The sequence below is a fragment of the Methylobacterium sp. CCH5-D2 genome (assembly GCF_001556475.1).
GTDB classification, from domain to species: Bacteria; Pseudomonadota; Alphaproteobacteria; order Rhizobiales; family Beijerinckiaceae; genus Methylobacterium; species Methylobacterium hispanicum.
The window spans coordinates 1-12,699 of record NZ_LSIX01000911.1; the positions used below are offsets into that span (position 1 = coordinate 1).

6 protein-coding genes are annotated in these 12,699 nt (G+C 70.6%); 3 read left to right on the top strand and 3 right to left on the bottom strand.

The annotated features are described in order from the left end of the window. Positions 1 to 108: 108 nt before the first annotated feature. Entirely contained in the window at positions 109 to 981 is an 873-nt protein-coding gene (locus AX737_RS24610; RefSeq protein WP_066925895.1) for a uracil-DNA glycosylase, read from the bottom strand. A 200-nt stretch (positions 982 to 1,181) separates the two neighbouring features. Here AX737_RS24610 and AX737_RS24615 point away from each other — a divergent pair, with 200 nt between their 5' ends. Continuing rightward, on the top strand, positions 1,182 to 2,855 hold the full coding sequence (locus AX737_RS24615; RefSeq protein WP_066925899.1) for an electron transfer flavoprotein-ubiquinone oxidoreductase: 1,674 nt from the start codon (positions 1,182 to 1,184) through the stop codon (positions 2,853 to 2,855). 306 nt (positions 2,856 to 3,161) lie between these two features. Then, positions 3,162 to 4,547: an SGNH family hydrolase gene (locus AX737_RS24620; protein ID WP_066925902.1), complete on the top strand. Its 1,386-nt coding sequence runs from the start codon at positions 3,162 to 3,164 to the stop codon at positions 4,545 to 4,547. A 179-nt stretch (positions 4,548 to 4,726) separates the two neighbouring features. Here AX737_RS24620 and AX737_RS24625 read toward each other — a convergent pair whose 3' ends face one another. Together AX737_RS24625 and gltB are read right to left on the bottom strand one after the other, a co-directional pair. Further along, positions 4,727 to 6,160, bottom strand: coding sequence for a glutamate synthase subunit beta (locus AX737_RS24625; protein ID WP_066925905.1), 1,434 nt, complete (start codon positions 6,158 to 6,160; stop codon positions 4,727 to 4,729). A 103-nt stretch (positions 6,161 to 6,263) separates the two neighbouring features. Further along, entirely contained in the window at positions 6,264 to 10,958 is a 4,695-nt protein-coding gene (gene gltB / locus AX737_RS24630; protein WP_197430709.1) for a glutamate synthase large subunit, read from the bottom strand. Positions 10,959 to 11,594: 636 nt separating this feature from the next. On the opposite strand from gltB, the gene AX737_RS24635 reads away from it, so the two are divergent. After that, positions 11,595 to 12,593 (top strand): PepSY domain-containing protein, encoded by a 999-nt coding sequence (locus AX737_RS24635; protein WP_066925910.1) that lies wholly within the window; start codon positions 11,595 to 11,597, stop codon positions 12,591 to 12,593. Positions 12,594 to 12,699 lie beyond the last annotated feature (106 nt).

The following is a 12,699-nucleotide window of genomic DNA, read 5'->3' on the forward strand; positions in this document are numbered from 1 at the left end:
GGCGGTCACCTGCCACGCCGCCGGTCTCCCGGCGGCTACCTGCCGCACCGCCGGAGGACCGGCGACCGTTAGTAATGGCCCGGCAAAAGCCCCGGTTCCCCCGTACGGTCAAGCCTTTCCGTCGAGCGCGGCGCGCACGAGCCGGAAGTCCCGCCAGGCCAGCCGCTTCTGCACGGGCTGGCGCAGCAGGTAGGCTGGATGCAGGGTCGCGAGCGCCCGCACCTCGCGGTTCGGCAGCCGATAGGGGAAGAAGCGCCCGCGCGCCTTCAGGATGCCGTCCTTCGTGCCGGTCAGCGTCTGCGTCGAGGGGCTGCCGAGGCACACGACGAGGTCGGGATCGACCAGCTCGATCTGCCGCTCGATGAAGGGTTTGCAGACCGAGACCTCCTGCGGGGTCGGATTGCGGTTGCCGGGCGGCCGCCAGGGTACGATGTTGGCGACGTAGGCCTCCGTGCGGTCGAGGCCGATCGCCTTCATCATCCGGTCGAGGAGCTGGCCGGAACGGCCCATGAACGGCTTGCCGACCCGGTCCTCGTCGGCGCCCGGCGCCTCGCCCACGAACATCACCCGGGCCGCCGGGTTGCCATCGGCGAAGACGAGGTTCTTGGCCGTGAAGCGCAGCGGGCAGGCGTCGAAGTCACGCAGGATGGCCTCCAGCTCCGCGAGCGTTCCGGCCGCCCGCGCCCGGGCGCGGGCGTCGCTCGCGGCCTCGTCGGGCTTGGCGGAGGCCGACTGGCCGAAGGTGCGCTGCGGCGACGGCCGGGCCGGCGGCGGTGCCTCGCCCCGTGGCGGCAGGGCCGGGCGCGCCGGCTGGAGCGCGGCCTGAGGCGCGGCCTGAGGCGCGGCGCGGCGCGGCGCCGGCGCGTCGGCCTCGCCGAAGCGATCGTGCGGGCGCTCGTCCAGGGCCGCGTCGACGCCGGACTCCGCGTGGAAGTCCAGATAGGCGATCAGGTCGTGCTGCGCGTCGGCGGGGGACGTCATGAGGCCGATGTGGGGTGTCATGAGCCTGTGGACAACGCGGGTGCCGGGGTGACAGGAGGCGGCAGGATGGCACGCCTCACCTGCCAGGCGCGGCTTGCCATCCTACCTTAGAACGGGTTGAGAGCGAGCGCGACCGGGTCGAGACCATCGCGCACGAACGATAAGGCCGAAGGCCGACGGAGAGGCAGGAGACACGGACGATGGCGCTACCCGAACGCGAGGGCATGGATTTCGACGTGGTGATCGTCGGCGCGGGGCCGGCGGGTCTCGCCGCGGCGATCCGCCTGAAGCAGCGCGCCGCCGAAGCCGGCGAGGAGATCAGCGTCGTCGTGGTGGAGAAGGGCTCCGAGGTCGGCGCCCACATCCTCTCGGGCGCGGTGATCGACCCGTCCGGCCTCGATCTCCTGGTGCCGGACTGGCGCGACGACCCCGAGCGTCCGCTCAAGACCGCCGTCGAGCGCGACGAGTTCATGTTCCTGACCAAGAACAGCGGCGTCACCCTGCCGAACGTGTTCTTCCCCAAGCTGATGTCGAACCACGGCAACTTCGTCGGCTCGCTCTCGAACGTGACGAAGTATCTGGGCGCCAGGGCCGAGGCGCTCGGCGTCGAGATCTATCCGGGCTTCCCGGCCGCCGAGGTGCTCTACGACGAGCGCGGCGCGGTCATCGGCGTCGCCACGGGCGATCTCGGCATCGGCCGCTCGGGCGATCCGCGCGACGACTACACCCGCGGCATGGAGCTTCGCGGCAAGTACACGATCTTCGGCGAGGGCGCCCGCGGCTCGCTCACCAAGACCCTGATCGACCGTTTCAAGCTCAACGCCGGCCGCGACCACCAGAAGTACGGGCTCGGCGTGAAGGAGTTGTGGCAGCTGGCGCCGGGCAAGTTCGAGCCCGGCCTCGTCCAGCACACGATGGGCTGGCCCCTGCCCAACAAGGCCGGAGGCGGCTCCTGGCTCTACCATTTCGACGACCATCTCCTCTCGGTCGGCTTCGTCACGCACCTGAACTACGAGAACCCGACCCTGTCGCCGTTCGAGGAGTTCCAGCGCTTCAAGACCCATCCGATGATCGCCGAGACCTTCGAGGGCGCCAAGCGCATCGGCTACGGCGCGCGCGCCATCATGGAGGGCGGCTGGCAGTCGGTGCCGAAGCTCGTCTTCCCGGGCGGTTGCCTCGTCGGGGACTCGGCCGGTTTCGTGAACGTGCCGCGCATCAAGGGCTCGCACAACGCGGTGCTCTCCGGCATCCAGGCCGCGGACGCGATCGGCGAGGCGCTCAAGGCCGGACGCCAGGGCGACGAGCTCGCCGCCTACGATCGCGGCTGGCGCGACAGCCCGATCGGGCTGGACCTGAAGCGCGTGCGCAACGTCAAGCCGCTCTGGTCCAAGTACGGCACGCTGGTCGGCGTCGGCCTTGGCGGGCTCGACATGTGGTCGAACACCATCCTCGACGCCTCGCCCTTCGGCACGCTCTCCCACGGCAAGCCGGATCACGCCTGCCTGAAGCCGCTCTCGGAGGTGACGCCGATCGTCTACCCGAAGCCCGACGGCAAACTCACCTTCGACCGGCTCTCCTCGGTCTACCTCTCGAACACGAACCATGAGGAGGACCAGCCGCCCCATCTGCAGGTCAAGGATCCCGGCCTGCAGAAGTCGTCCGAGCACGACGTCTTCGGGGGGCCGAGCGCGCGCTATTGCCCGGCGGGCGTCTACGAGTGGGTGGAGGACGCGGCGGCCCAGGGCGGCGTGCGATACCAGATCAACGCGCAGAACTGCGTCCACTGCAAGACCTGCGATATCAAGGACCCGAACCAGAACATCAACTGGGTCACGCCGGAAGGACCGGGCGGGCCGAACTACCCGAACATGTGAGGGCTTCCGGGACGGCGCCGGCAGGGGCATGCGCAGGTCGTTCTTGGGTATCGACGCTTCGGTTCTCTTCCGCCGGCATTCCGTGGCCGCGTCGGCGGAACCCGGGCTCCATGGACACCGTCCTGCTCCGTCCTGCCGCTGCGGTGTGCACGGATCCCGGGCCCGCCTGCGGCGCGCCCGGATTTCGGTGGGGGCGTGGGGTCGTCGGCGGCGATCGCCCCGGGTGACGGCCGGGGCCGAGACGCGGTCCTGCACCTCGGCTATGCTCCGGCCCGAGGTCGGCTCACGGCCGGTGAAGGAGGGTCGATGACGCGTAGCAGGCCTCGCCGGAACGGCCGGCCCCTGTCGGCCCTGCTCCTGGCCACGATCCTGGCGGGCGGGAGCCTCCCGCTCGGTGGGACGCCGGTGCATGCGCAGTGGGGTGACAGCTACGACGCGCCCCGACGCCGGCCCCGCGACTCCTATTACGCCCGCGACGACGCCTATCGGCCGCCGCCGCGCCGCTACGCGCCGCCCCAGGAGGCGCCGCGCCAGTTCTACTGGCCCTGGGAGGACCGCCCGCAGCCGCAGGCGCAGCCCCCCGCCGCCGAGCCGGCCTATCGGCGCCCGCGTCCGCGCCCGGCAGAGACGACGCGCTCCTCCGAGGGGAGCCGGCCCGCCGTGAAGCGCCAGACGCGGTCGGCCCCCGCCGCGCCGCCGAAGCCCGCGGTCGCCAAGACGGAACCGAACATCCAGATCGCGGTGTTCGGCGACTCGCTCGCGGACCATCTCAGCCGCGGCCTCGACGACGTGTTCGAGGACAACGCCGACGTCGCCGTGATCGACCGCGCCAAGGGTGACAGCGGCCTCGTGCGCCGCGATGTCGTCGATTGGCCGAAGGCGGCGGAGGATTACCTGAAGGCCAGTCCGAAGGTCGCCTACGCGGTGGTGATGCTGGGTGCCAACGACCGGCAGGCGATCCGTGAGGGCGAGGAAAGCGTCGAGCCACTGAGCGAGCGCTGGCGCGAGATCTACCGCGCCCGCGCCGCCGCGCTGGTGAACGTGTTCCGCGGCCGCAAGCTGCCGCTGATCTGGGTAAGCGCACCGCCGATGCGCAGCGAGAGCCTCACCCGGGACCTCGCGGCGATCAACGACATCGTCCGCGAGGTGGTCCAGCGCGAGGGCGGCATCTGGGTCGATGTCTGGCCGGGCTTCGTGGACGACCGCAACCGCTACACCGCGTCGGGTCCCGATCTCGAAGGCCAGACGGCGAAGCTGCGCACCTCGGACGGCGTGCACTTCACCCATGCGGGCGCGCGCAAGCTCGCCCACTTCGTTGATGTGGAACTGAAGCGCCTGATGGGGAACGCCGCGCCGACGCCGGAGGCGCCCGCCGCGGTCTCGGCCGCGCCGGGCCCCGCCCTCGACGGGGCACCGGCCAAGCTCGACGACGTGGCGGCGATCGACCGCCAGATCACCGCGATGCTGCCGAGCCTGCCCGAGCCGCCCGGAATCCCGGCCCTGCCGGTGAAGGCCGCCGCAGGGCCGGTGGTGCCGCTCGGCCGCGCCGAGATTTCGCCCGGCGGCGCGCTGATCAGCGGGCGCCCGCAGGACGGCGACCCCTCCGGCAACGTTGACCGCGCCCTGCAGCGCGGCACCGCCCCCATGCCGCAGCCCGGCCGCGCCGACGACTTCCGCTGGCCGCCGGGATAGGTCCCGGTTTCGAAAGGCCTGAGGCCTTTCGTGGGTGCGGGGTGAAACCCTGCTTTTGAAAGCTCCGCCCCGGCAGAGCGGGGGCGGAGCTTTCAATCCCGGGGCTGCGCGCCCCGGGACCCCGCCTGCAGCGCCTCTAGGCGCCGAAAGGGCCTCGGGCCCTTTGGGATCCCCGGACCTTACCGCGGCAGGATCGTCGCGCCCATCAGGTGCTCGTCGATGGCGCGGGCCGCCTGGCGGCCCTCGCGGATCGCCCAGACGATCAGGGACTGGCCGCGGCGCATGTCGCCCGCCGCCCAGACCTTCGGGTCGGAGGTGCGGTAATCCTCGTCGTTCGCCTCGATGTTGCCGCGCTTCGTCATCGCGACGCCGGACTGCTCCAGCAGCCCCTTCTGGACCGAGCCCGCGAAGCCGATCGCCATGAAGACGAGGTCGGCCGGCAGCACGAACTCGGTGCCGGGGATCGGCTGGCGCTTCTCATCCACGCGCGCGCAGACCACGCCGGTGACGCGGCCCTTCTTGTTGGCCTCCAGCCGCAAAGTGGCGGCCTGGAACTCGCGCTCGGCACCTTCGGCCTGGCTCGACGAAGTCCGCATCTTGGTCGGCCAGTAGGGCCACACCGAGAGCTTGTCCTCGCGCTCCGGCGGGCGGGGGCGGATGTCGAGCTGCGTAACCGAGAGCGCGCCCTGGCGGAAGGCGGTGCCGACGCAGTCGGAGGCCGTGTCGCCGCCGCCGATGACGACGACGTTCTTGCCAGCCGCGACGATCGGCGGCTCGCCGTTGCCCGGCATCGGCTCGGCGGCCACGCGCCGGTTCGACTGGACGAGGTAGGGCATCGCGTAGTGCACGCCCTCCAAGTCCTGGTTCGGCAATTGCGGGTTGCGCGGGTCCTCGGCGCCGCCGCAGAACATCACGGCGTCGAACTCGGCCTTCAGCTCCTCGACGGACTTCGTCACGCCGATGTTCTGGTTGTAGTGGAAGACGACGCCCTCGGCCTCCATCTGCTTCACGCGCCGGTCGATGTGGCGCTTCTCCATCTTGAAGTCCGGGATGCCGTAGCGAAGCAGGCCGCCGGCCTTCGGCTCCCGCTCGAAGACGTGCACGTCGTGCCCGACGCGGGCGAGCTGCTGGGCGGCGGCCATGCCGGCCGGGCCCGAGCCGACAATCGCCACGCGCTTGCCCGTGCGGGTCTCGGCCGGCTCGGGCTTCACCCAGCCCATGTTCCAGGCCCGGTCGGCGATCGCCTGCTCGATCGTCTTGATGGCGACCGGCTGGTTCTCGAGGTTCAGCGTGCAGGCCTCCTCGCAGGGGGCGGGGCAGACGCGGCCGGTGAACTCGGGAAAGTTGTTGGTGGAGTGCAGGTTGCGCGCGGCCTCCTCCCAGTCCGACTGGAAGACGAGGTCGTTCCAATCCGGGATCTGGTTGTGCACCGGGCAGCCCGTGGGCCCGTGACAGAACGGGATGCCGCAATCCATGCAGCGCGCCGCCTGCTTGGTGAGGTCATGCTCGTCGAGCGGCAGCGTGAACTCGCGGAAGTGCCGGATCCGGTCGGCGGCGAGCTGGTACTTCTGCTCCTGCCGGTCGAATTCGAGGAAACCCGTGATCTTGCCCATCGGTCAGCCCCTGGGCCCGCGCGTCTCCCGACTGCGCCGCCCGCATCGTCCAATATCCTGAGCGCGTGACCGGGCGGCGAACCGCCCGGTCGTCTGGCGATGCCTACTCGGCCGCCACCGGCATCCGCGCCATCTCCATCTCGCGCAGCGCCCGGCGGTACTCCACCGGCATCACCTTCACGAACTTGGTGCGGTAGTTCGCCCAGTCGTCGAGGATCGCCTTGGCCCGGGGGCTGCCCGTGTACTTGAGATGGTTGGTGAGCAGCTGGCTCAGTCGCTCCTCGTCGTGGCCCGACATGTCGGCCAGGATATCGACGCGCCCCTTGGTCTCCAGGTCGCCGTCCTGGTGGAAGCGGCGCATCAGATCGTCCTCCTCCTCCACGGGCTCCAGATCGACCATCGAGAGGTTGCAGCGCTTCGAGAACGAGCCGTCCTCGTCCAGCACGTAGGCGAGGCCGCCCGACATGCCGGCCGCGAAGTTGCGGCCCGTCTCGCCGATCGACACCACGACGCCGCCGGTCATGTACTCGCAGCCGTGGTCGCCCATGCCCTCGACCACCGCGATGGCACCGGAGTTGCGCACGGCGAAGCGCTCGCCCGCGGAGCCGCGGATGTAGCACTCGCCCGCGATCGCCCCGTACAGGACCGTGTTGCCGGCCATGATGGTGCGGCCTTCCGCCGACTTCAGCGCCTCGCTCGGGCGGATGATCAGCTTGCCGCCCGAAAGCCCCTTGCCGATGTAGTCGTTGCCGTGGCCGGTGAGCTCGATGGTGACGCCGGCCGCGACCCAGGCGCCGAAGCTCTGGCCCGAGGTGCCGCGGAGCTTCACCACGATGGTATCGTCCGGTAGCCCCTCGTGGCCGTGCGCCTTCGCCACCGCGCCGGAGAGCATCGCGCCCGCGGCCCGGTCCGAGTTCTTGATCACCTCCTCGATCACCACCGGCGTGCCGGTCTCGATCGCGCCTTGCGCTTTCGCCAGCAGGCGCCGGTCGAGCACGGTGTCGATCGGGTGGTGCTGGGTCTCGACATGGCGGATCGCCACCTCGGGGCCGACATCGGGCCGGTGGAACAGCTTCGAGAAGTCGAGGCCGCGCGCCTTCCAGTGGGCGATGGCCTCCCGCTTGTCGAGGAAGTCCGAGCGGCCGACCACGTCCTCGAGCTTCGTGAAGCCCATGGCGGCGAGCAGCTCGCGCAGCTCCTCCGCCACGTAGAAGAAGTAGTTCACCACGTGCTCGGGCGTGCCCTTGAAGCGCTTGCGCAGCACCGGATCCTGGGTGGCGACACCGACCGGACAGGTGTTGAGGTGGCACTTGCGCATCATGATGCAGCCCGCCGCGATCAGCGGCGCGGTCGAGAAGCCGTACTGGTCGGCGCCGAGGAGCGCCGCGATCAGCACGTCCCGGCCGGTGCGGATGCCGCCGTCGGCCTGCAGCGCGACGCGGCCGCGCAGGTGGTTGAGCACCAGCGTCTGCTGCGTCTCGGCCAGACCCGTCTCCCAGGGGCCGCCCGCGTGCTTGATCGAGGTGAGCGGGGCCGCGCCCGTGCCGCCGTCGAAGCCGGAGATCGTGATGTGATCGGCGCGCGCCTTGGCGACGCCCGCCGCGACCGTGCCGACGCCGACCTCGGAGACGAGCTTCACGGACACGTCAGCCGCCGGGTTCACGTTCTTCAGGTCGAAGATCAGCTGGGCCAGATCTTCGATCGAGTAGATGTCGTGGTGGGGCGGCGGCGAGATAAGGCCGACGCCGGGCGTCGCGTAGCGGACCTTGGCGATCTTGGCGTCGACCTTGTGGCCGGGCAGCTGGCCGCCCTCGCCGGGCTTGGCGCCCTGCGCGACCTTGATCTGCATCATGTCGGCGTTGACGAGGTACTCGGTCGTGACGCCGAAGCGGCCGGAGGCCACCTGCTTGATCGCCGAGCGGCGCGAGCGCCCGTCCGGCAAGGGCTTGAAGCGCTCGACCTCCTCGCCGCCCTCGCCCGAGTTCGAGCGGCCGCCGAAGGAGTTCAGCGCGATGGCGAGCGTCTCGTGCGCCTCCTTCGAGATCGAGCCGTAGGACATCGCGCCCGTGGCGAAGCGCTTGACGATCTCGGCCGCGGGCTCCACCGCGTCGATCGAGACCGGATCGCGGCCGAGCTCGGCCGCCGACTTGATCTTGAACAGGCCGCGGAGCGTCTTGAGGTGCGTTTCCTCCTCGTTCACGAGGCGGGCGAACTCGCGGTAGCGCTCGGGCAGGCCGAGGCGGACGGCGTGCTGGAGCGTCGCGACGGTGTCTGGCGTCCAGGTGTGGGTCTCGCCGCGGAGCCGATAGGCATACTCGCCGCCCACATCGAGGGCGTGCCGGTAGATCGGCGCGTCCCCGAAGGCGTCGCGGTGACGGCGTGCCGTCTCCTCTGCGACCTCGGCCATGCCGACGCCCTCGATCATCGTCGCGGTGCCGAAGAAGTCCCGCTCGACGAAGGACGAGTTCAGGCCGATCGCGTCGAAGATCTGCGCGCCGCAATAGGACTGGTAGGTCGAGATGCCCATCTTGGACATCACCTTGAGCAGGCCCTTATCGATCGACTTGATGTAGCGGTAGATGATCTCGTCATCGACGAGGTCCGGCGGGTACTCGTCCTTCATCGCCAGCAGCGTCTCGAAGGCGAGGTAGGGGTTGATCGCCTCGGCGCCGTAGCCGGCCAGACACGCGAAGTGGTGCACCTCGCGCGGCTCGCCCGACTCGACCACGAGGCCGACCGAGGTGCGAAGCCCCTTCCGGATCAGGTAGTTGTGCACGGCCGCGGTCGCCAGCAGCGCCGGGATCGGAATCCGGTCCGGCCCGACCGCGCGGTCCGACAGGATGATGATGTTGTAACCGCCGCGCACCGCGACCTCGGCCCGGTCGCAGAGCCGGTCGAGCGCGCCCTCCATCGCCGCCGCACCCGTCTCGGCCGGGTAGGTGATGTCGAGGGTCTTGGTGTCGAAGCGGTCCTCAAAATGGGAGATCGAGCGGATCTTCTCGAGGTCGCCGTTCGTCAGGATCGGCTGGCGCACCTCGAGCCGCTTGCGGCGCGAGGCCCCCTCCATGTCGAGGATGTTTGGCCGGGGCCCGATGAACGAGACGAGGCTCATCACGGCCTCCTCGCGGATCGGGTCGATCGGCGGGTTGGTGACCTGTGCGAAATTTTGCTTGAAGTAGCTGTAGAGCGGCTTCGGCTTGTCGGAGAGGGCGGGCAGCGGCGTGTCCGAGCCCATAGAGCCCACCGCCTCCTGGCCGGTCACGGCCATGGGCTGCATCAGGAGCTTCAGGTCCTCCTGGGTGTAGCCGAAGGCCTGCTGGCGATCGAGCAGGCTGACGTCCGAGCGCGACTCGCGGGGCTGCACCGGGCGCAACTCCTCCAGCACGATCTGGGTGTTCTTCACCCAGTCACCGTAGGGGTGGGCTGCGGCGAGTTCGCCCTTGATCTCCTCGTCGGAGACGATGCGGCCCTTCTGGAGGTCGATCAGCAGCATACGGCCCGGCTGCAGGCGCCAGGACTCGACGATCTTCTCGTCCGGGATCGGCAGGGTGCCCATCTCGGAGGCGAGCACCACCAGCCCGTCATCCGTGACGATGTAGCGGGCAGGGCGCAGGCCGTTGCGGTCGAGCGTCGCGCCGATCTGGCGGCCGTCCGTGAAGCAGACGGCGGCCGGCCCATCCCATGGCTCCATCAGGGCAGCGTGGTACTCGTAGAAGGCACGCCGCTCCTCGCTCATCAGCGGGTTGCCGGCCCAGGCCTCCGGGATCAGCATCATCATGGCGTGGGCGAGCGGGTAGCCGCCCTGCACCAGGAACTCGAGCGCGTTGTCGAAGCAGGCGGTGTCGGATTGGCCCTCGTAGGAGATCGGCCAGAGCTTCGAGATGTCGTTGCCGAACAGCTCCGAATCGACGCTGGCCTGGCGCGCCGCCATCCAGTTCACGTTGCCGCGCAGCGTGTTGATCTCGCCGTTATGCGCGACCATCCGGTAGGGGTGCGACAGGCGCCAGGTCGGGAAGGTGTTGGTGGCGAAGCGCTGGTGCACCAGGGCCAGCGCCGAGACGTAGCGCTCGTCCTTCAGGTCGAGGAAGTAGCCGCCGAGCTGCGTCACCAGCACCATGCCCTTGTAGACGATGGTGCGGCTCGACACCGACACGGGATAGAACGCCATCAGGCGCGGGTCGCCGGCCTTATAGACCTTGTTCGAGATCACCTTGCGGGCAACGTAGACGCGGCGCTCGAAGGCATCCTCGTCGGCGACCGTCGCCGGGCGGCCGATGAAGACCTGCCGGTGGGCCGGCTCGGTCTCCAGCACGGCCTTGCCGAGATCGGACGGATCGACAGGCACGTCGCGCCAGCCGAGCAGCGGCAGGCCCTCGTCGGCGAGCGCCTGCGTGACCAGCTCCTCGACGATGCGGCGGGCCTCTTCCTCCTTCGGCAGGAAGAGCTGGCCGACGGCGTACTGCCCGGCTGGGGGCAGCTCGAAGCCGAGGCGCGAGCACTCCTCCGCGAAGAAGGCGTGCGGGATCTGGGTGAGGATGCCGCAGCCGTCGCCCATCTTCGGGTCGGCGCCGACCGCCCCGCGGTGGTCGAGGTTTTCCAGGATGTTGAGACCCTGCTCGACGATGGAATGCGTGCGGCGGTCCCGCATGTCGGCGACGAAGCCGACACCGCAGGCGTCGCGCTCGTGCGCGGGGTCGTAGGCGCCCTGGGCTTTCGGCAGGGCCGGATCGCGCACGATGAGCGGAGCCGGACCGCCGCGCGGCGCCGGAGCCGTGTTCGTCTCGCCGAAAGCTGCCATGCCCTGATCTTCCATCCCGTTCGATCCGACTGTCCAGGCGATCCGCCCGGAGGCCAGCATGTTTCATGCCCGAACATCAATCGATGCCGGGCCTGTCAATTCGTCTCGTCGGGTTAGACCGGTTCTTCCCTGGGGAAGCGCCCGCCGACCCGCGGGCTCGCCACCAGCCCGTCTTCAGCCGGCGTGGGCCCGAATCGCCGGAGCGGCGATCGGCTTGCGGATGTGTTTCGACGTCGCGACGCGCACGTGACCGACACCTCTGCCCAGGACATGGGCACCCGGGGGGCGCCCGCCGACAAATGGGACAGCCGTACTGTCCTAAAACCGCAAACTGACAGATTCCAATCGTTCCAGCAAGAGGGGTGCGCTTTGTCACGCACGCCCCCTTGCCGCAGGCGCGGGCCTGCCCAACTGCGCGCCGGATCGCGGCGGCCCGGCAGAGGCTGGCGCGTGGCCGGATCGCGCGCCCCGCATTCTCGCCCGAATCTGCTGGTTAACGAAACCTTGCCGAGCACAAGCGGCATGCGGGGCAACGACCCTGCGCGTACGGGCCCCGGACCCGATCCAACGGTCCGGGGCCGTGCCGGTCGAAGCGACCCGCCGGCCCGGCAGAGCGTGAGACAGATCGAGACGCGCATGCAGACGAGTCCGCGAAGCGGTACAGGCCGTCGTTCCACCCGTCGCCGGCTCGGAGCAGGCCTGCGCGCGGCCGCGGCCGCGTGCGCCCTGCTGGCCGGATCGGCTCTCTCGGCTCAGGCCCAGTACGTCTTCGAGGACGAGATCCTGCCCCCGCGCGCGGTCGCCTGGCGCCTGAGCGACCGCGGCTTCACCGGCATCGGCCGCCCGCGCTTCGACGGTCGCGCCTACGTCGTGGAGGCCTTCGACCCGCGCGGCGACCGGGTCCGCCTCGTCGTCGCGCCGGACAGCGGCGCGATCGTCGGGCGCCAGCGCCTCGACGCGCCGGTCGCGCTCGGGCGTCCTGTGCCGGGCTACGGCTGGACCGAGGAGGATTACGGCCCCGCCCGCAGGCCGTCGCGGGCGCAGGAGGCCGAGGGTCTGGTGCCGCCCAGCCGCATCCCGATGCCGGAGGAGCGCGGCGCCTATCCGGCGCGCCCGCTACCGCCCGTCACACCGCGCGCCCACGAGCCCGCGCGCCGTGAGGCGGCCCGCGAGGCGGCCCGCGAGGCCTCCGTGGCCGATCCGGGCGGCAACCCCCTCGGCCTGAACCCGGACACGGCCACCCGTCAGGCCGCGCCGCGCCGGACCGCCCGCACCGCCGTGCCCGGTGAGAAGGCTGCGAGCCCCCGCCTCTCCGACGTCAAGCCGCCCGAGAAGCCCGCCGCCCGCCTGACGCCCGAGGCGCCGCGGCCGGCCGCGCCCGCGGCATCCAAGCCGGAGGCCCCCGCGACCGAGTCGGCCAAGGTCGATCCGAAGGCCGATGCGCCGAGGGGCCCGTCCATGCCCGCCGCACAGACGCCCAAGGCGGCGGACGCGAAGCCCGCCGACAAGCCGGCCGAGAAGTCCGCGGATGCGGGCTGGAAGGATCCGCCGGAGGGCAAGCGCACCGTGCGGGTGATCGGCGGCGCCACGATCGTGCCGGGCACGACCGAGAAGGACGGCGCGACGGCGAACTGAGGCAGGGCCTCACACCGTTTCCGGTTGAAGCGTTCGGTTCGACGCAACGTTTCAGGACGAAGCGCGGGTCCCCTCTCCCATAGGGAGAGGTCTGCTTTCGCAGAAA

Excerpts from the sequence above, each read along its gene's own strand:
- AX737_RS24625 (WP_066925905.1), bottom strand. The coding sequence starts at position 6,160 with ATGGGCAAGATCACGGGTTTCCTCGAATTCGACCGGCAGGAGCAGAAG.
- AX737_RS24620 (WP_066925902.1), top strand. The coding sequence starts at position 3,162 with ATGACGCGTAGCAGGCCTCGCCGGAACGGCCGGCCCCTGTCGGCCCTG.
- AX737_RS24635 (WP_066925910.1), top strand. The coding sequence starts at position 11,595 with ATGCAGACGAGTCCGCGAAGCGGTACAGGCCGTCGTTCCACCCGTCGC.
- AX737_RS24610 (WP_066925895.1), bottom strand. The coding sequence starts at position 981 with ATGACGTCCCCCGCCGACGCGCAGCACGACCTGATCGCCTATCTGGAC.
- AX737_RS24615 (WP_066925899.1), top strand. The coding sequence starts at position 1,182 with ATGGCGCTACCCGAACGCGAGGGCATGGATTTCGACGTGGTGATCGTC.
- gltB (WP_197430709.1), bottom strand. The coding sequence starts at position 10,958 with ATGGCAGCTTTCGGCGAGACGAACACGGCTCCGGCGCCGCGCGGCGGT.